The sequence below is a fragment of the Streptomyces sp. NPDC029151 genome (assembly GCF_055564315.1).
Genome location: NZ_JBVHWQ010000006.1, coordinates 58,293 through 76,832, shown reverse-complemented (window position 1 = coordinate 76,832; position 18,540 = coordinate 58,293). Strand labels below are relative to the sequence as shown.

Genomic DNA, 18,540 nt, shown 5'->3' with positions numbered 1-18,540 from the left:
CCCAGGGGAACACCATGTCGTACGAGAACCTGTCCGGCCGTACCGCCGTCGTCACCGGAGCCGCCAGCGGGATCGGCGAGGCCGTCGCACGGCAACTGGCCGCGGAGGGCGCCCGGGTGGCGCTGCTCGCCCGGCGCGCGGACCGGCTCCAGGAGCTGGTGGACAAGATCCGCGCGGAGGGCGGCGAGGCCCTCGCCGTGGCCGCCGACGTCACCGACGACGGCTCCGTGGAGGCCGCCCGGGACCGGATCCACGAGGCGTTCGGCGCCGTCGACCTCGTCGTCAACAACGCCGGTGTCATGCTGCCGAACCCGGTCGACGACGGCCGGATCGACGAGTGGCAGCGGATGCTCGACACCAACGTCGCCGGCGTGCTGCGGATGATCCGCGCCTTCACCGCCGACCTGCTGGCCGCCGCGGCCGGGGGACGCGCCGCCGACCTGGTGAACATCTCCTCCATCGGCGCCCACATGACCTTCCCCGGCTACGCGGTGTACGGGGCGACCAAAGCGGCCGTCACCTACCTGTCGCAGTCGCTGCGCGGCGAGCTGGGCCCGCGGGACGTCCGGGTCACCAACATCGAGCCGGGGCTGACGGAGACGGAGCTGAAGACGCACGTCGGCAGCGCGGAGCTGTCCGGGCAGCTGGACGAGATGTTCGGGGCGCTCGGCGGGCTCTCCGCGGCCGAGGTCGCGGACGTCGTCGCCTACGCCACCAGCCGCCCCCGGCACGTCAACCTGCGCCAGATCATGGTGCTGCCGACCCGGCAGGCCTGAAGGCCCCGGGGCGGTCAGTCGTCCCGCGCGGAGGCGTCGCGGCCGGGGAACAGGTCCGGGTGGAGCCGTGCCGCCTGGACCGCGTTGACGCCGACGATGCCGAGCCAGGCGACCACCATCCCGGCGAGCCCCGCGAAGGCGCCGGCGATCGCGGACAACGGGACCGCCAGCACCAGGGTGATCAGGGCGAAGCCGTAGCGCTCGGTCCAGGAGTCGGCCGCCTTCGGGCGCCGGTCCTCGCGGGCCGCCGCCATCTGCCGCTCGGCCAGCTGCCTGCGCACCCGGCGGTCCACCGCGTCGTCGATCCGGTGCCCGACCTTCTCCAGGAACGACTCCACCAGGGCGGAGTCGTAGTCGTCGCCCAGTTCCCGGCGGGCCCGCACGGTGGCGTCCAGGTCCTTCCCGAGGCCCGGGTCCGATCCGAGACCGGCGTCCCGGGGATCGAGTGTGCTCATACCGGCCAGCCTAGGAAGCGGTCCGCTCCGCCGCACTGGGGCTACCCCCCCGGTCCGGCTCCGGGAGGGCGTCCGCGTTCCGCCGGGCGACCAGCCGGTACAGCAGCGCGGGCACGGCCAGGCCGACGATCCAGGAGACGTCCGCGCCGCCCAGGGGGTCCACCAGCGGGCCGGTGCAGAAGCTCGTGGCGAGGAACGGCAGCTGGGCGAGGAGTCCGGCGGCGTAGACGGCGAGGGCGTCCCAGCGCCAGGCGCCGTAGCGGCCGTGCGGGTCGGCCAGGGCCGCGAGGTCGTACCGCTCCCTGGAGACCAGGTAGTAGTCGACCAGGTTGATCGCCGACCAGGGCGTGAAGAACGTCAGCAGGAACAGCAGGAAGTCCTTGAAGGAGGACAGGAAGCTGTCCTTGCCGAGCAGGGCCACCGCCGTCCCGGCGACCATCACCAGCCCGATGTACGCCGCCCGGCCCGCCCGGGACAGCCGCCGCTGCCCGCGGAAACCGCTCACGCCCGTCACCATCGACATGAATCCGCCGTAGGTGTTGAGGACGTTGACGGTGAGCTTGCCGAGCGCGATGACGAAGGAGAAGAACGACGCGGCCAGACCGGTGCCGCCGAGGGCGACGACATAGCCGACCTGGCTGTCCAGGAACTCCTCGCCGGCGGTGGCCGCGACCAGCACCCCGAAGGTCATCGACCACTGGGAGCCCAGCGCCGAACCGGACAGCGTCCACCAGAAGGTGGCCTTCGGCGACGTCGTCCGCGGCAGATAGCGCGAGTAGTCCGCCACGTACGGCCCGAACGCCAGTTGCCAGGACGCCGACAGCGACACCGCCAGCAGGAACAGCGGCAGCGAGAAGTGCGCGTCGTGCAGCAGCGCGGAGGTGTCGGCGCGGTCCAGGAGGCGTACGGCGAGGTAGACGAAGGCGAGTGCGCAGACGACGCTCGCGACCCGGCCGAGGGCGTGGACGACCCGGTAGCCGGCGGTCGCCATGACCGCCGTGACGGCCGCGAACACGATGATCCCGGTGGTGTCGTTCGTGTGCGTCAGCTCGCCCACCGCCTGTCCGGCGAGCACGCTGCCGGACGCGAAGAAGCCGACGTACATCACGATCACCAGCAGCAGCGGTACGACCGCCCCGCGCACCCCGAACTGCGCCCGCGACTGGATCATCTGCGGCAGGCCCAGCCTGGGGCCCTGCGCGGAGTGCAGGGCCATCACGGCGCCGCCGAGCAGGTTGCCGAGCAGCAGGCCGACGACCGACCAGACCACGTCCCCGCCGAAGACGACCGCCAGGGCACCCGTGACGACGGCCGTGATCTGGAGGTTGGCACCGAGCCAGAGCGTGAACTGGCTGAAGGCCGTCCCGTGCCGTTCCTCGTCCGGGACGGGGTCGATGGAGCGCAGTTCCACGAGCTGTGCCATGCGTACTCCCCACGCTGGGCTGTATAACGGTATGCAGCGACACACTGTCTGAATAGGCAGCCTGTGTTTGTCAATGCCTCGGCGCTGTACTCTCCCGGGGCGTCGAGGAATCCGGAGGGGGAGTACGTGATGAGCGCGACCGACAGCCCTGCCAACCGCCTGCAGGCGCTCTTCGAGAGCCACCGGCTCACGCCGACCCAGCGCCGCATCGCGCACAGCATGGTGCGCCGGGCCGCCGACGTGCCCTTTCTGTCCAGCGTGGAGCTGGCCGAACTGGCCGGGGTCAGCCAGCCGTCGGTGACGCGGTTCGCGGTCGCCCTCGGCTTCGACGGCTACCCGGCCCTGCGCAGGCACCTGCGCGAGGTCGTCCCGGCCGAGCCGGCCGCCGAGGCCTCCGCCTACAACGAGTACCAGCAGGCCGTAGAGGCCGAGATCGAGAACCTCAGGCACCTCGCCGAGCTGCTCGCGGACCCGCGCCCGGTGCAGAAGGCCGGCCGGATCCTCGCCGCCTCCCGCCCGCTGCCGGTGCTCGGCCTGCGCGCCGCCGCCTCCCAGGCGTACGGCTTCGCGTACTTCGCCGCCAAGGTCCACCCGGACGTCCGGCTGCTGCACGAGGGCGGCACGATGATCCAGGACCGTGTCGACGCCGCCGTCCGCGCGGGCGCCACCGCCCTCCTCTGCTTCGCGCTGCCCCGGCACCCCCGCGAGGTCGTGGACACCCTCGCCTACGCCAAGGACGCCGGCCTGACCGTCGTCACCGTCGCCGACTCGGCGTTCGCGCCGGTCGCCAAGCACTCCGACCTGCTGCTGCCCGCCGCCGTCGGCACCGGGCTCGCCTTCGACACCGCGTGCGCGCCGATGCTGCTCGGCCGGGTGCTGCTGGAGGCCCTCTGCGACGACCTGCCGGACGCCCAGGCCCGCCTGGAGGAGTTCGACGTGAAGGCGGCGGCCCGCGGGCTGTTCGTCGAGTGACCGGGCCCTGCCGTTCTCAGATTCGTCTCACGTTCCGCTGCTAATTTCCCCGCGGACACAAGCGCTGTGGACACGTGACACGGGAGGCTGACGTGGCGCGCGGAGGACAGGGTCTGGCCCGGCTGGCCGTCGTCGTACGGGCGGGGGCCGCACCGCTGTGGTGGCTCGGGGTGGCCGCCGCGGGGCTCGGGATCGTGCCGGAAGGAGTGACCGGGCGCCGCATCGGCGTGCTGGCCGGGGCCGTGCTGTTCCTGGCCGGCGCGGCCGTGGTGGCGCTGGTCCGGCGCGGCCGGTACACCGCCCTGGCCCGCGGGGTGGCCCGCGCGGGCAGGTACGACGTGCTGCAGGACCGTGCGGTGACCGTGCGCACCTGGCGCCGGGGGCACCGCTGGTGGCTGCTGCTGGGCTGGGCGGCCGCGCTGGGCTCCGCCTTCGCGGTGCCCGCGGCCGGCGGGCTGCTGCTGGCCGGGCTCGGCACCGGGCTGTGGCTGAAGGCCGCCTGGATCGGACGGCTGGAGCGGGCCGGCGAGACGCTGCTGTGGGTGCGCGTCGACTGGCTCGACCGGCGCGGCGGGCGTCCGGCCGGCAAGGCCGTCAAGGGTCTGCGCGGTACGGGCGTCGCGGCCGGCGACGCGGCCCCGGGCGGGGCCCGCCGCCGAACCGCGGCGCTGGTCTGAGCCGCCGTCAGACCTCCAGCTCCTCCTCGATCCTCTTCAACTGGTGCCGGGCCATGGCCAGGTTGGCCCGGCCGGAGTCGAGGACCAGGTACAGGAACAGGCCGTTGCCGCCGCGGCTGCTCAGCAGGCGGATCAGGTGGTACTGGTCGGACAGGGTGATCAGGATGTCCTCGATGCCGGCCTTGAGGCCCAGCATCTCCATGGTGCGCATCTTGGCGCGGATGACGTCGGTGTTGCCGGCGGCGGCCACGTTCAGGTCGAAGGTCTTGCTGCCGCCCATCGTGCCCAGCGCCATTCCGCTGGTGTAGTCGACGAGCGCGACGCCGGTGGCGCCCTCGATGGAGGTGAGGGCTTCCTTCAGGGCGGTCTCGGTGTTGGCCATGGTGGTCCTTTCAGCTGTCGGTTGCGGTGCGCGCCTCTGCGGCGGTGGTGCGGGGTGCGCGAGGAGTGCGGGTGCGTGCGGGGGCGGTGGTCCCCGGGAGCGGGCGTACCGCCTCGGCGGCGTCCAGCAGCTCCCCGATGCGGGCGCCGGCCCGGCGGCCCTCCAGGTGCAGCCGGCCGACGTTGACCCGGTCCTGGGCGAGCAGGGTGAGGACGGCGGTGCGGCCGGCCGCGTAGGTGGCGACGTAACCGCGCTCGCCGCGCACCAGCAGCTCCCGGAAACCGCGGTGTCCGGTGTGGTCGCTGATCCGCACGGCGACGCCGAGCGCGGCGGCGGTGAGCGCGGCCAGGCCCTCCGGGTCGACGCCGGGGGTGTCGTGGGCGACGACGAGGCCGTCCACGCCGGCCGCGAGGGCGCCGGTGAGCTGGGGCACCCGGGTGCGCAGCCGGTGCAGCTCCTCCAGGACGGTCCGCAGGTCGTCTTCGGCCACCATCAGGTCTCTCCTCTCGGCGGGGCGGTGCCGTTCAAAGCGCCTCCAGCGCATCCCTGAGCCTCTTCAGCAGCGCGATGTCGGGGTCGGTGGTGACCAGGTGGACCGGCGCCGGGCGCGGTGCCGGTGCCGGTGCCCGTGCCGGGGGTGGCGGGGCGGGTGCCGTGGGCGCGGGGGCGATGTGCCCGGCCGCCGTGAGCCGGCGTACGTCGACCAGCGTGTGGAACGCCTGCCGGCCCAGGTTCCGGGCGATGTCGACGGCCGTGCGGACACCGTCCACGCGGTCCAGGACGGCGCGTTGGCGGGGGGTGACGGGCGCGCCCGGGGTGCGGCCGGCGGCCGGGTCCGCGCGGATCAGCGGGGCGCCGTCGGCGGCCGGGTCGGGCCAGAGCCGGTGCAGCAGCAGGCGGCGGCGCAGCGTCTCGCGCTCCAGCGCGACGACCGGGACCGAGGGCAGCGGGCCGAGGCGGGGCGCGGCGTCGTACCGGAACCGGCCCGGGGTGCTGCTCGGCGCCAGCGCGAAGTACCCGGCGTCGTACAGCGCGTCCAGATGGCACAGCTCCAGCGCGCCCGTGGGCAGCACCCCGGAGCGCAGCAGCAGTTCGGCCGCGTGCAGGGGGCCCGGGGTCTGCGCGGCGGCCCGCTGCCAGGCGGCGCCCGCGAGGGTGCCGTGGGCCGTGAGGAGCACGTCGAGGCCCGGGGCGAGGGGGCTCTCGGCGTGCACCACCCGCCCCTCGGCCAGGTGCAGGACGCCGTGTTCGCGGACCAGGACGCCGGTGGCCCGCTCCTCGGCGAGCCGGGTCAGCATCGGGGACAGGGCGCGGGTGGCGCCCCTGTCCCGTACCGGCAGGGCCGGCGGAGGGGTCCTGACCACGGTCATCCCAGCACCAGCCGGGCGGCCATCTCACCGAGGCGTATCCGGGCGAGCGCGAGATTGCCCTCCTCGCGGCCGAGCCACAGGTGCAGGAACACGCTGCTGTCGAAGGACGTGTCCACGAAGCGCAGCAGGTGGTAGCTGTCCCCGTTGCTGATGATCACGTCCTCCACCGGGGGCGCGTCGTCGCCGCGCGCCGCGAAGGTGCCGTGCTCGGCGGCCATCCGGGCCAGTTCGGCGGCCTCGGCCGCGGTCGTCTCGTGGTCGCCGCCGGGTGCCTCCCCGACCGTGCCGAGGGCCAGTCCGCTCGTCCAGTCCACCAGGGCGGCCCCCCGGGCACCGGGCAGCCGCATCGCTTCCAGTAAGCACTCGTCGATTCCGGGCACCGTGGCTCCCCTCCCGCCTGGGACTCCGGTTGAGTGACGCCGACACTACGCAACGTGTGTGCGGGAGGTGAGGCCTTTGGCATTTTCCGGTGGAACATGCGTCCGGCGTACTAGTGTGAGTCAACTGACGTGTGTTCCACGGCCGTTGATCCATTTGTTCGAGGGTGGCGGGGGCGTGTCAACGGCTCCCGGGCGCGCCCAGGGTGGTGAGCGCGGAGGCGTGCGCCCCTCCGGATTCGGCCACCACTTCCGCGAGGCTCTGCGGCTCCCGTACGACCGCGAAGGCGACGCCCCCGTCCCCGTCCGGCGCGTAGCCGTAGATGCCGGGACGGGCCAGGGAGTTGTACGCGTAGTGGTGGGCGAAGTAGTACGCCCCCGTGTCCAGCGCCGCCGCGTAGTCGCCCTGTTCCAGCAGCGGCAGCGCGCGCCCCTCGGCGAGCAGGTCGCCCGAGAAGCAGGCCGGTCCGGCCACGTCCTGCACCACCTCCGGCCCCGTCTTCGGCCGCCCCCCGGCGTCGTACGCGGCGATCCGCAGCGGCCACGCCCCCGGCACGTACACCGTCCGCGCCGCCACCTGCACGCCCGCGTGCGTCACCGCGATCCGCCGTCCGCCCGCGCTCTTGGTGTACTCCACCCGGGCCACCACCGTCCCGTGCTCGGCCAGCAGGGACCGCCCGAACTCGGTCACCAGCCCGTACCGCCCGTCGAACAGCCCCGGCACCTGACCGGCCAGCACGCGCGCGTACTGCGCGTACGTCGGGGCCGTCGCCTCCGAGGCGGTGTTCACCGGCAGCCCGCCGCCGATGTCGACCGTGTCGACCTGCCGGCGTCCGACGGCCTTGTTGATCTCCTCCGCCAGCGCGTGGACCTCCGCCACGCCCCGCGCCAGCAGCGGCAGCGGGATGCCCTGCGAGCCGGTGTGCGCGTGCAGCCGGGTCAGCCACGGCCGCTCCGTGTACGCCCGTACGATCCACGCGCGCGCCCCCTCGTCCCGCAGCGCCACCCCGAACTTCGAGGTCCGCGTCGCCGTGGAGGTCGCCCCGATCGTGCCGCCGCCGATCTGCGGGTTGACCCGGAGCCCGAGCGGCGACCGGACGGGGTCGGAGCCCACGAGGGCGTCGAGCCGGTCCAGCTCCTGCGGGTTGTCGGCGTTCACCGCGATGCCCAGGGCCAGCGCGTCGCGCAGCTCCGCGGGGGTCTTCGCCGGCGAGTCCAGCACCGTCCGGGCGGACGGCACCCCGGCCGCCCGGGCCAGCGCCAGCTCCCCGGGGCTCGCCACCTCCGCGCCGACGCCCGCCTCGTGCAGCAGCCGCACCACCGGCACCAGCGGGGTCGCCTTCACCGCGAAGGCGTGCAGCACCGGGGTGCCGGGCGCCGTCACCGCCTCGAACGCCGCCCGCAGGGCCGCCGCCGACTCCCGGATGCCGGTGACGTCCAGCAGGCCCGCCACGGCCGCGCCGGGGCCCAGCAGCCCCTGTGCGACGGCTGCCCGCACGGCCCGGTCCCGCCGCGCCGCCCGTTCCCGGGCCTCGCTCCCGATGTCCTCGGCCGTCTCGATCTCCGCCACGGCTGCTCCGTCCTGTCGGCTACCGGTCCTTCCAGCCAAACACCTGCCGCGCGGGGACGTGGCCGAGCCGATGTATTGACTAGCTCTATTCAGACCGACAGGATGTGAATAGACGTAGGCACAGGAGGAGGCAGACGATGTCGGGACCCCGCCCCGTACGAGCACCGCGCGGCACGGAACTCAGCGCCCTGGGATGGCAGCAGGAAGCCGCTCTGCGCATGCTGCAGAACAACCTCGACCCGGAGGTCGCCGAGCACCCCGACAAGCTGGTCGTCTACGGCGGCACCGGCAAGGCCGCCCGTGACTGGCGCTCCTTCGACGCCATGGTCCGCACGCTGCGGACGCTCAAGCAGGACGAGACCATGCTGGTCCAGTCCGGCCGCCCGGTCGGCGTGATGCAGACCCACGAGTGGGCCCCGCGCGTCCTCATCGCCAACTCCAACCTGGTCGGCGACTGGGCCAACTGGGAGGAGTTCCGCCGGCTGGAGGCCCTCGGCCTGACCATGTACGGCCAGATGACCGCCGGCTCCTGGATCTACATCGGCACCCAGGGCATCCTCCAGGGCACCTACGAGACCTTCGCCGCCGTCGCCGCGAAGAAGTTCGGCGGCACCCTGGCCGGCACCATCACCCTCACCGCCGGCCTCGGCGGCATGGGCGGCGCCCAGCCGCTCGCCGTCACCATGAACGACGGCGTCGCGATCTGTATCGACTGCGACCCGCGCGCCATCGAGCGCCGCATCGAGCACCGCTACCTCGACGTCAGGGCCGACAGCCTCGACCACGCGCTCCAGCTGGCCGTCGAGGCCCGCGACGCCCGGCGCCCGCTCTCCATCGGCGTCCTCGGCAACGCCGCCGAGCTGGTCCCGCAGCTCCTCGCGATGAACGCCCCCATCGACGTCGTCACCGACCAGACCTCCGCCCACGACCCGCTGTCGTACCTTCCGGTGGGCGTCGCCTTCGAAAACATGGCCGACGAGGCCGCGAAGGACCCGGCCGGCTTCACCACGCGCGCGCGGGAGTCCATGGCACGGCACGTGGAGGCCATGGTCGGCTTCATGGACGCCGGCGCCGAGGTCTTCGACTACGGCAACTCCATCCGCGGCGAGGCCCAGCTCGCGGGCTACGGCCGGGCGTTCGCCTTCCCCGGCTTCGTCCCCGCCTACATCCGCCCCCTCTTCTGCGAGGGCAAGGGCCCCTTCCGCTGGGCCGCCCTGTCCGGCGACCCGGCCGACATCGCCAAGACCGACAAGGCGATCCTGGAGCTGTTCCCCGAGAACGAGTCCCTCGCCCGCTGGATCAAGCTGGCCGGCGAACGCGTCCACTTCCAGGGCCTGCCCGCCCGCATCTGCTGGCTCGGCTACGGCGAGCGCGACAAGGCCGGCGAGCGGTTCAACGACATGGTGGCGAGCGGTGAGCTGGCCGCGCCGCTGGCCATCGGCCGCGACCACCTCGACTGCGGGTCCGTCGCCTCTCCGTACCGCGAGACCGAGGCCATGCTCGACGGCTCCGACGCGATCGCCGACTGGCCGCTGCTGAACGCCATGGTCAACGTCGCCTCCGGCGCCTCCTGGGTCTCGCTCCACCACGGTGGCGGCGTGGGCATGGGGCGGTCCATCCACGCCGGCCAGGTGACGGTGGCCGACGGTACGAAGCTGGGCGGCGAGAAGATCCGGCGCGTCCTCACCAACGACCCCGGCATGGGTGTCATCCGGCACGTGGACGCCGGGTACGACATCGCGGAGTCCGTCGCGGGCGAGCGGGGGGTCCGGGTGCCGATGCGTGAGGGTGACGAGGCGTGACCTTCCACAGCATGTGGGCGGAGCTGCTGCCGATCGGCCGCAGCTCCGTCTCCGGCGGCTACCGGCGTTACGCCTGGACCGGGGCCGACGCCGACTGCCGGGACTGGTTCCGGCAGCAGGCCGAGGACCGCGGGCTGGCGTACGAGGTCGACCGCAACGGGAACCAGTGGGCGTGGCTCGGGGACCCGGCGGCCGGGGACGCCGTCGTCACCGGCTCGCACCTGGACTCCGTGCCCGACGGCGGTGCCTTCGACGGGCCCCTCGGCGTCGTGTCCTCCTTCGCCGCGCTGGACGAACTGCGCGGCCGCGGGGCGGAGTTCGCCAAGCCGCTCGCCATCGTCAACTTCGGGGACGAGGAGGGGGCCCGGTTCGGGCTCGCCTGCGTCGGCTCCCGGCTCACCGCCGGACAGCTGACCGTCGAGCAGGCGCACCGGCTCACCGACGGGGACGGGATCAGCCTGCCCCGGGCCATGGAGGCCGCCGGGTACGACCCCGAGGGCATCGGGGCCGACCCCGAGCGGCTGGCCCGGATCGGCGCGTTCGTGGAACTGCACGTCGAACAGGGCCGCGCGCTGGACCTGTCCGGCGACCGGGTCGGCGTCGCCAGCGCCATCTGGCCGCACGGCCGGTGGCGGTTCGACTTCCGGGGCGAGGCCAACCACGCCGGCACCACCCGGCTGGCGGACCGGCGCGACCCCATGCTGTCGTACGCCGAGACCGTGCTCGCGGCCCGCCGCGAGGCCGAACTCGCCGGTGCCGTCGCCACCTTCGGGAAGATCGCCGTGGAGCCCAACGGGGTCAACGCGATCCCGTCCCTCGTGCGCGGGTGGCTCGACTCCCGCGCCGCCGACCAGGCCACCCTGGACACGGTGGTGGGCGGCATCGAGAAGGCGGCCCGGGAGTACGCCGACGCCCACGGCATCGACCTCGACGTCGTCCGGGAGTCCTTCACCCCCGTCGTCGAGTTCGACCACGCCCTGCGCGACGAACTCGCCCGCATCCTCGGCACGGACACCGGCCTGACGGTGCCGGTCCTGGGGACCGGTGCGGGACACGACGCCGGGATCCTGTCCGGCAGCATCCCGACCGCCATGCTGTTCGTGCGCAACCCCACCGGTGTCTCGCACTCCCCGGCCGAGTTCGCGGCCGAGGACGACTGCGTGGCCGGGGTGCGCGCACTCGCCGACGTACTGGAAGGGCTGGCCTGCAGGTGACCAAGGGGACCTACTGGTTGGAGCACGCCTGGCTCGGCGCGCACGTCGAGCCGGGCGTGGCCGTCGAGGTCGCGGACGGGCGGATCGGTGCCGTCCGCACCGGCGTGCCCACCCCGCCGCCCGGCGCCGAGGTGCTGCGCGGGCTCACGCTGCCCGGGCTCGCCAACGCCCACAGCCACGCCTTCCACCGGGCGCTGCGCGGCACCGTCCAGGTCGGCAGCGGCACCTTCTGGACCTGGCGGGAGGTGATGTACTCCGTCGCCGACCGCCTCACCCCGGAGACCTACCACGCCCTGGCCCGCGCGGTGTACGCCGAGATGGCCCTGGCCGGCATCACCTGTGTCGGCGAGTTCCACTACGTGCACCACACGCCCGGCGGCACCCCCTACGCCGACCCCAACGCCATGGGCGAGGCGCTGATCGAGGCCGCCGCCGAGGCCGGCATCCGGATCACCCTCCTCGACACCTGCTACCTCTCCTCCGGCTTCGGGGAGCCCCCCAACCCCCACCAGCTGCGGTTCTCCGACGGCAGCGCGGAGGCCTGGGCGACCCGCTGCGCGGTTCTCAAGGAGCGGGACCACGCGCGGATCGGGGCGGCGATCCACTCCGTGCGGGCCGTGCCCGCGGAGCAGCTGGCGACCGTGGCGGGCTGGGCGGAGGAGCGGCGGGCCCCGCTGCACGTGCACCTGTCGGAGCAGACCGCCGAGAACGACGCCTGCCTCGCCGCGCACGGCCGCACGCCCACCCGGCTGCTCGCCGACCACGGCGTCCTGGGGCCGCGCACCACCGGGGTGCACAACACCCACCTCACCGACGAGGACATCGCGCTGCTCGGCGGCTCGGGCACCGGCACCTGCATGTGCCCCACCACCGAGCGGGACCTGGCCGACGGCATCGGCCCGGCCGTCGCCCTGCAGCGGGCCGGCTCCCCGCTCTCCCTCGGCTCCGACAGCCACGCCGTCGTCGACCTGCTCGAAGAGGCGCGTGCCATGGAGCTGAACGAGCGGCTGCGCACCCGCACCCGGGGCCACTGGACGGCCGCCGCCCTGCTGCGGGCCGCCACCGCCGACGGCCATGCCGCCCTCGGCTGGGACGAGGCCGGCGCCATCGAGGCCGGCGCGCTCGCCGACCTGACGACGATCGCCCTGGACTCGGTCAGGACGGCCGGGCCGCTGCCCGGGCTGGGCGCCGAGACGGCCGTCTTCGCGGCGACGGCGGCGGACGTGCGGCATACGGTCGTGGGCGGACGGCATGTCGTACGCGACGGGGCGCACACGCTCGTACCCGATGTGCCGCACGCCCTCGCGCGGGCGGTCGAAGCCCTCCGCGCCTGACGATCACCCACGAGGACACCATGAGCAGCAGCACCGTCATCACCAACATCGCCACGCTGGTCACCAACGACCCCTCCCTCGGTGACGGCTCCCCCCTCGGTCTGATCCAGGACGCGGCCGTCGTCATCGACGGCGACCGTGTCGCGTGGACCGGTGAATCCAGCAAAGCACCCGCCACCGACAACCGGGTCGACGCGGGCGGCCGGGCGGTGCTGCCGGGCTTCGTGGACTCCCACTCCCACCTGGTCTTCGCGGGCGACCGGACGCAGGAGTTCAACGCCCGCATGTCGGGCCGCTCCTACACGGCCGGCGGCATCCGCACCACGGTCGCCGCCACCCGGGCCGCGAGCGACGCGGAACTGGAGGCGAACCTCACCCGTTACCTCGACGAGGCGCTCCGCCAGGGCACCACCACCTTCGAGACCAAGTCGGGCTACGGCCTGACCGTCGAGGACGAGTCCCGCGCCCTGCGCCTCGCGGCGAGGCACACCGACGAGGTGACGTACCTCGGCGCGCACATCGTCAGCCCCGACCACGCCGACGACCCCGCGGCCTATGTCGCCCTCGTCACCGGCGAGATGCTGGACGCCTGCGCGCCGCACGCCCGCTGGATCGACGTCTTCTGCGAGAAGGGCGCCTTCGACGGCGACCAGGCCCGCGCGATCCTCACGGCGGGCAAGGCCAAGGGCCTGCACCCCCGCATCCACGCCAACCAGCTCTCCTACGGCCCCGGCGTCCAGCTCGCCGTCGAACTGGACGCGGCCAGCGCCGACCACTGCACCCACCTGACGGACGCGGACGTCGACGCCCTCGCCCACAGCGACACGGTCGCCACGCTCCTGCCGGGCGCCGAGTTCTCCACCCGCGCCGAGTGGCCGGACGCCCGCCGCCTGCTGGACGCCGGGGTGACGGTCGCCCTCTCCACGGACTGCAACCCCGGCTCGTCCTTCACCTCCTCCGTGCCCTTCTGCATCGCCCTGGCCGTCCGCGACATGCGGATGACCCCGGACGAGGCGGTCTGGTCGGCCACGGCGGGCGGTGCCGCCGCCCTCCGCCGCACCGACATCGGCCGCCTCACCCCCGGCGCCCGCGCCGACCTGACCCTCCTCGACGCCCCCAGCCATGTCCACCTGGCCTACCGCCCGGGCGTACCGCTGGTCGGCGGGGTGTGGCGCAAGGGCGTACGGGTCGTCTGACCGGACGTCGGCGGGCGCGCGAGGCGAGGACGCCGGCCAAGGCTCCCCGCCGGGCCTTCGGGGACGCGGTCAAGGCGTCCTCGCCGTCCCCTCGGTGACGCCCCCGACGGCCACCACCCCACCGTCCGTCCCGCCGCCCCTCTCCCCGTCCTGCGTGCCGTCCGCCCCGGCTCCCCGCCCCCGATCGGCCACCGTCCGCCCCCACGCCGTACCGGCGAGCACCAGGACGGCGCCGAGCAGGCCGGGCACGCCCGGCCGGTCGCCGCCCACGGCGATGCCGACGGCCGCGGCCCACACCGGCTCCGTGCCGAGCAGCAGGCTGACCCGGGACGGAGAGGTGCGACGGACCGCCCACATCTGCACGAAGAACGCGAACAACGTGCAGAACGCGGACAGGTACACCAGTCCCAGCCAGTCCCCGCCGTCGAAGGCGGCCGCGGCCGACCACGGCGAGGCGCCGGTGCCCGGCAGTGCCGCCAGAGCGGCGAACACGAGGACCGCCCCGCCCAGCTGGACGGTGGTCAGCGACAGCGCGTCCGCCCCGCGCACCGACTCCATGCGGGACATGGCGAGGACGTGCACGGTACGGGCGACGGCCGCCCCGAGCATCAGCAGGTCGCCGCCGGTCGGGGCGGTGAGACCCGCGCCCTGGGTCAGCAGGGCCACGCCCAGCACCGACAGCCCGGCCGCCCCTAGGAAGGACCCGGGCAGCCGGGTACCGCGCACCCGGCTCTCGGCGAGCGGGGTGAACACCATCGTCAGGCTGATGATCAGCCCGGCGTTCGTCGCCGAGGTGTGCACCACCCCGTACGTCTCCAGCAGGAAGATCCCCGCCAGGACCAGCCCCAGCAGCCCGGCGCCGCGCAGTTGCACCGCGCTCAGCGCGCGCAGCCGCCGCCACCCGGCGGCTGCCAGCACCGGCAGGACCACGGCGAACCGCAGCACCAGCACGGCGAGCACGGTCCGCTCCGTGGTGACGCCCTTGGCGGCCAGGTAGCTGGAGCCCCAGACGACCGCGACCAGCAGAACGGGAAGATCGGTCAGCCGGCCGCTGCGGGCCGCGGTGACGGGCATGCACCCTCCTCAGGGGGACGTACGGGCAAGCCGTCGCGGGTCCGCCCCGTACCGGTCGTCCGGGGGCGCCGCCGTCCCGAGGGCGGGGTACGGCGGATCGTGCCGTGCTCCCCCTCGTCCGTGCGCCCCCTCCGTCCCGCCGCGGAACGGCTGATACGCCGGCCGGTTCGGGGCCCATGGTGGGGGAGCGGGGCGGGCGCTGGAAAGCCGTTTTCGCCGGGGACCGCATCCCGGGTGCTGTCACCGCATAACGGTTGGCGCGCGGGGCACCCGGTGGCCGGTGGGGCAGGCCCCGGACACGGCGGAGCGGCCCGGCGTCGTCGGCCGGGCCGCTTCCAGAGAGGGAGGGGAGCCCGCTGTGGAGGTCCGCTCCTTATAAGGGGCGGAGGGTCACTCCTCCAGCGTCAGCCCCTTGCGCAGCCGTCCCAGGGTGCGCGACAGCAGCCGGGACACGTGCATCTGGGAGATGCCGAGTTCCTCGCCGATCTCCGACTGGGTCATGTTCGCCACGAAGCGCAGGGAGAGGATCTTCCGGTCCCGGGGTGCGAGTTCGGCGATCAGGGGCTTGAGCGACTCTATGTACTCGATGCCCTCCAGCCCGTGGTCCTCGTACCCGATGCGGTCCGCGAGCGCGCCCTCGGAGTCGTCCTCCTCCGGCTGGGCGTCCAGCGAGGAGGCGGTGTAGGCGTTCGAGGCCGCCATGCCCTCCACGACCTCCTCGTTGGAGAGGCCGAGGCGCTCGGCGAGTTCCGCGACCGTGGGGGCGCGGTCCAGCTGCTGCGCCAGCTCGTCGCCGGCCTTGGCGAGGTCGAGCCGCAGCTCCTGGAGCCGGCGCGGGACGCGCACGGACCACGAGGTGTCACGGAAGAACCGCTTGATCTCGCCGATGATGGTCGGCATCGCGAAGGTGGGGAACTCGACGCCGCGGGAGAGCTCGAAGCGGTCGATCGCCTTGATCAGGCCGATGGTGCCGACCTGGATGATGTCCTCCATCGGCTCGCTGCGGGAGCGGAAGCGGGAGGCGGCGAACTTGACGAGCGCGAGGTTCAGCTCGACCAGGGTGTTGCGGACGTACGCGTGGTCGTGCGTCCCTTCCTCCAGCGACTCCAGGCGCTCGAAGAGGGTCTTGGACAGGGCCCGCGCGTCGACCGCGCCGATCTCGTCGTACGGGGGGATCTCCGGGAGTCCCTCGAAGAGGTCGAGGGTGTCGATGGGATGATCCAGCTGTTCCGGTGGGGGTGTCGACGTCGCGATCGGGGTAGGCGATGCGTCGAGCCGGGGTGACATGGGTGTCCTCCATCGTTCTCGGCATATGGCTGCCGAAGCCAGTGCGTGCACTGCGGTGTGCGGCGCCTCCGTAGCCGGCGTGTAGGGATGTGTGTCTTTACTAGCCCTACCCGGTGCACCGAGCAGGTCGCAAGTGCGTTCTGTGGTGATATGTCCGATTGTGCGCGGATGTTCGGGTGTCGGAGTGCGAGGAGAAGGCGTAATGTTCGAGGGCATCAGCAGCCACGACCTCGGGAGAGAGAGACGGCATGGACCACGGGACGGTCGGCAGCGCACAGTCGGGCCGGCTTCTGGTGGAGGTGCGGGAAGAGGGCTCCAGCGCCGTTGTGACACCGGCGGGTGAGCTCGATCACCACACCGCCGATCTTCTGCGCGAGCCCCTCGACGACCTCCTCGCCAAGGGCTTCTCGCGGCTCGTGGTGGACTGCTCACGGCTGGAGTTCTGCGACTCCACCGGGCTGAACGTCCTGCTCGGCGCCCGGCTGAAGGCGGAGGCCGCCGGAGGCGGGGTCCATCTCGCCGGGATGCTGCCGGTCGTCGCCCGCGTGTTCGAGATCACCGGGGCCGAGGCGGTCTTCACCGTCCACGACTCTGTGGAGGCGGCCCTGGCCGACGGTGCCGACTGACCGGCCGGCCCCGTCCGGACCGGTTCGCACCGGCCCCCGTGGACGTTGCGCGTGTCACGTCCAATACGGGGGTGTCCCGCGGGATCGGCCGGGCAGGAGAGGGCAGAAGAAGGCAGGAGGCCTCCTGCCGGCCACCGGCCGCCGGCCGGGCGCCGGAGTCCGACGGAGGCCGGCGAACGACCTGGACACAGCGAACGCCCCGGACGGAAGGCGCGACCGGTGGACGGGCGGGGACGGGACCCCGCCCGGACGGCGACCCGCGGCGGACGCGGCGCGTACGGCCCGCGGACGGTGTACGACCGGCCGGCGCCCGCGCCGTACGGACCTCCGGCCGGACGGCCGGCCGGAACGCTCACCGGGCTGCCGAGCGACAACTGACCGGACTATTGAAACGTGAACTGGTGAATCGGTGAGGTGAAGCGCTGATGAGCACCACCCGGCCTTACTCGCCGGGCGACCGCGGCCCGGAGCCCAGCGGCGCTTCCGGGGCGTCCGAGGGGGAGGCGCCGGCTGCCGGCGCAGCCACGGGGGCAGCCGCGCCGTCCGCGCCGACCGTGCCGTCCGACGGTACGCCACAGGCGCGGGGGCGGCAGGTCCGCAGACTCCGCCTCGAAGGCGAGAGCGGGGTCGTCCCGCTCGCCCGCGATTTCACCCGCCAGGCGCTGTACGCGTGGGGCTGGCTGCCCGCCGCCGGTGCCGAGCAGCGGGCCGCGGCCGAGGACGTGCTGCTCGTCGTCTCCGAACTGGTCACCAACGCCTGCCTGCACGCCGAGGGACCCGACGAACTGCGGCTCGCCTGCGACAACAAGGTGATCCGGCTGGAGGTCTCCGACCGGGGAGCCGGCCAGCCGTCCCCGCGTACCCCGCACCGCGCCGGCCGGCCCGGCGGCCACGGCATGTTCATCGTGCAGCGGCTGTGCCTGGACTGGGGCGTCGTCCGCGCCCCGGACGCCCCGGGCAAGACGGTCTGGGCGGAGCTGGGCGCCCCCGCCTGACGTCCCGTACGGCCGCCGCCCCGGCCGCGGCCTCCACTCCGACGCCCCTTCGCGCACGCCGGACCGCCACAACTCCGGCGTGCGCCGCGTCTTCCTTCCTCACGACCCCGGGCGTACCTTGACGCCCGAATCTGATGTGCCGTCAGGAACGAATGGGGTGGACCGAACGTGTCGTACCCGAAACGAACCGCCGCGCTCGCGTCCGCCGCGGCCCTGGCCGGCTCGGCGGTGCTGCTGGCCGCACCGGCCGCGCGGGCCGACGTCGTCGACGTCGACTACCGCTGCCAGACACCGATCGGCGTCAAGAGTGCCGTCTCGCCCATCGACATCAGGAGCGCCCGGAGGGGCAGCGGCTACACGATCACCATGTCGTGGCGGAAGGGCGTCTCCTCCAGCCCCGTCGAACTGGGCAAGGGGGCGATGAGCCCGAGCGCCACCATCGAGCTGGGCGGCGCCGACAGCGGCACCCTCGCCGTCACCGGCCCCGCCAACTCCGCGGCCATCCCGGCCGACACCCCCATCAAGATCAGCGACTTGAGCGGCACGTACACGCCGAAGAAGAGCGGCAAGGTGACCTTCACGGCGGGCACGCTCACCATCAAGGCGCTCGGTACGACGACGACGTGCACGCCGACCAACAGCCCGAAGCCGTCCCTGGCCCTGGACGTGACGGCGGCCGGCGGTTCGTCCTCGTCGTCCTCCGGCGGCTCGTCCGCGGGGTCCTCGTCCTCCTCGGGCGGTACGTCCGCCGGGCAGCAGCTGCCGCAGACCGGCCCCGAGGACTCCACGGTCGCCCTCGGCACGCTCGGCGGCACGGTCCTCCTCGCCGGAGCGGCGGGGGCGCTGTGGCTGACCCGGCGGGGGCAGCCGGCCCGCCGCTGACCGGGCCGCTCGCCGCGGCACCGGCCTGGCGAAGCCGCCCGCCGCCGGACCGGCCAGGGCGGGCGCTGCCGGGGCCTCGCCCGGGTCGGGTCGCCGTCCGCCGCGACCGCGTCCCGGATCAGGTCCCC

At 73.9% G+C, this 18,540-nt stretch carries 19 protein-coding genes; 10 read left to right on the top strand and 9 right to left on the bottom strand.

Annotated elements, in window-relative coordinates; all coding sequences use genetic code 11:
• The first annotated feature begins 14 nt into the window (after positions 1–14).
• Positions 15–776 carry an SDR family oxidoreductase gene (locus ACZ4VF_RS22650; RefSeq protein ID WP_467928090.1) on the top strand — a complete coding sequence of 254 codons (762 nt, stop codon included), beginning with the start codon at positions 15–17 and terminating at the stop codon, positions 774–776.
• Between the two features lie 14 nt (positions 777–790).
• Here ACZ4VF_RS22650 and ACZ4VF_RS22645 read toward each other — a convergent pair whose 3' ends face one another.
• Both ACZ4VF_RS22645 and ACZ4VF_RS22640 read right to left on the bottom strand, forming a co-directional pair.
• Positions 791–1,231 carry a hypothetical protein gene (locus ACZ4VF_RS22645; protein WP_467928088.1) on the bottom strand — a complete coding sequence of 147 codons (441 nt, stop codon included), beginning with the start codon at positions 1,229–1,231 and terminating at the stop codon, positions 791–793.
• A 10-nt stretch (positions 1,232–1,241) separates the two neighbouring features.
• The gene (locus ACZ4VF_RS22640; protein ID WP_467928087.1) at positions 1,242–2,654 is read right to left on the bottom strand and encodes a purine-cytosine permease family protein; all 1,413 of its coding nucleotides are present in this window, start codon (positions 2,652–2,654) and stop codon (positions 1,242–1,244) included.
• Between the two features lie 129 nt (positions 2,655–2,783).
• Here ACZ4VF_RS22640 and ACZ4VF_RS22635 point away from each other — a divergent pair, with 129 nt between their 5' ends.
• Both ACZ4VF_RS22635 and ACZ4VF_RS22630 read left to right on the top strand, forming a co-directional pair.
• Entirely contained in the window at positions 2,784–3,626 is an 843-nt protein-coding gene (locus tag ACZ4VF_RS22635; protein ID WP_467928086.1) for a MurR/RpiR family transcriptional regulator, read from the top strand.
• A gap of 92 nt (positions 3,627–3,718) precedes the next feature.
• Positions 3,719–4,303, top strand: a complete 585-nt coding sequence (locus ACZ4VF_RS22630; protein ID WP_467928084.1) for a hypothetical protein — start codon at positions 3,719–3,721, stop codon at positions 4,301–4,303.
• Positions 4,304–4,310: 7 nt separating this feature from the next.
• On the opposite strand, the gene ACZ4VF_RS22625 is transcribed toward ACZ4VF_RS22630, so the two are convergent.
• From ACZ4VF_RS22625 to ACZ4VF_RS22605, 5 genes are all read right to left on the bottom strand, one after another.
• Positions 4,311–4,685: a roadblock/LC7 domain-containing protein gene (locus ACZ4VF_RS22625; protein WP_467928083.1), complete on the bottom strand. Its 375-nt coding sequence runs from the start codon at positions 4,683–4,685 to the stop codon at positions 4,311–4,313.
• 10 nt (positions 4,686–4,695) lie between these two features.
• Entirely contained in the window at positions 4,696–5,178 is a 483-nt protein-coding gene (locus ACZ4VF_RS22620) for a roadblock/LC7 domain-containing protein (RefSeq protein ID WP_356156192.1), read from the bottom strand.
• A 31-nt stretch (positions 5,179–5,209) separates the two neighbouring features.
• A complete protein-coding gene (locus tag ACZ4VF_RS22615) occupies positions 5,210–6,055 on the bottom strand; it encodes a transcriptional regulator (protein WP_467928082.1) in 846 nt (281 codons plus the stop codon).
• Positions 6,052–6,435: a hypothetical protein gene (locus ACZ4VF_RS22610; RefSeq protein WP_189294707.1), complete on the bottom strand. Its 384-nt coding sequence runs from the start codon at positions 6,433–6,435 to the stop codon at positions 6,052–6,054. Before ACZ4VF_RS22610 ends, ACZ4VF_RS22615 begins: the two co-directional genes overlap by 4 nt.
• A 178-nt stretch (positions 6,436–6,613) precedes the next feature.
• Entirely contained in the window at positions 6,614–8,167 is a 1,554-nt protein-coding gene (locus ACZ4VF_RS22605) for a type III PLP-dependent enzyme domain-containing protein (protein ID WP_467928080.1), read from the bottom strand.
• On the opposite strand from ACZ4VF_RS22605, the gene hutU reads away from it, so the two are divergent.
• The 4 genes from hutU to hutI are packed head-to-tail and all read left to right on the top strand — an operon-like array spanning position 8,140 to position 13,548.
• The gene (gene hutU, locus ACZ4VF_RS22600) at positions 8,140–9,804 is read left to right on the top strand and encodes a urocanate hydratase (protein ID WP_467928079.1); all 1,665 of its coding nucleotides are present in this window, start codon (positions 8,140–8,142) and stop codon (positions 9,802–9,804) included. The genes ACZ4VF_RS22605 and hutU overlap by 28 nt on opposite strands.
• An 11-nt stretch (positions 9,805–9,815) precedes the next feature.
• Positions 9,816–11,018 (top strand): allantoate amidohydrolase, encoded by a 1,203-nt coding sequence (locus ACZ4VF_RS22595; RefSeq protein ID WP_467928623.1) that lies wholly within the window; start codon positions 9,816–9,818, stop codon positions 11,016–11,018.
• A complete protein-coding gene (locus ACZ4VF_RS22590; protein WP_467928078.1) occupies positions 11,015–12,352 on the top strand; it encodes a formimidoylglutamate deiminase in 1,338 nt (445 codons plus the stop codon). Before ACZ4VF_RS22595 ends, ACZ4VF_RS22590 begins: the two co-directional genes overlap by 4 nt.
• Before the next feature lie 20 nt (positions 12,353–12,372).
• On the top strand, positions 12,373–13,548 hold the full coding sequence (gene hutI / locus ACZ4VF_RS22585; RefSeq protein ID WP_467928077.1) for an imidazolonepropionase: 1,176 nt from the start codon (positions 12,373–12,375) through the stop codon (positions 13,546–13,548).
• Positions 13,549–13,617: 69 nt separating this feature from the next.
• Here hutI and ACZ4VF_RS22580 read toward each other — a convergent pair whose 3' ends face one another.
• Both ACZ4VF_RS22580 and ACZ4VF_RS22575 read right to left on the bottom strand, forming a co-directional pair.
• Complete coding sequence (locus ACZ4VF_RS22580) at positions 13,618–14,622, bottom strand: DMT family transporter (protein ID WP_467928075.1); 1,005 nt, start codon at positions 14,620–14,622, stop codon at positions 13,618–13,620.
• Between the two features lie 390 nt (positions 14,623–15,012).
• A complete protein-coding gene (locus ACZ4VF_RS22575) occupies positions 15,013–15,909 on the bottom strand; it encodes an RNA polymerase sigma factor SigF (RefSeq protein WP_467928074.1) in 897 nt (298 codons plus the stop codon).
• 248 nt (positions 15,910–16,157) lie between these two features.
• On the opposite strand from ACZ4VF_RS22575, the gene ACZ4VF_RS22570 reads away from it, so the two are divergent.
• The 3 genes from ACZ4VF_RS22570 (at position 16,158) to ACZ4VF_RS22560 (ending at position 18,412) form a co-directional block, all read left to right on the top strand.
• The gene (locus ACZ4VF_RS22570; protein ID WP_059251093.1) at positions 16,158–16,535 is read left to right on the top strand and encodes an STAS domain-containing protein; all 378 of its coding nucleotides are present in this window, start codon (positions 16,158–16,160) and stop codon (positions 16,533–16,535) included.
• A gap of 425 nt (positions 16,536–16,960) precedes the next feature.
• Positions 16,961–17,530 carry an ATP-binding protein gene (locus tag ACZ4VF_RS22565; RefSeq protein WP_467928073.1) on the top strand — a complete coding sequence of 190 codons (570 nt, stop codon included), beginning with the start codon at positions 16,961–16,963 and terminating at the stop codon, positions 17,528–17,530.
• A gap of 168 nt (positions 17,531–17,698) precedes the next feature.
• A complete protein-coding gene (locus ACZ4VF_RS22560; protein ID WP_467928071.1) occupies positions 17,699–18,412 on the top strand; it encodes an LPXTG cell wall anchor domain-containing protein in 714 nt (237 codons plus the stop codon).
• The last annotated feature ends 128 nt before the right edge of the window (positions 18,413–18,540 follow it).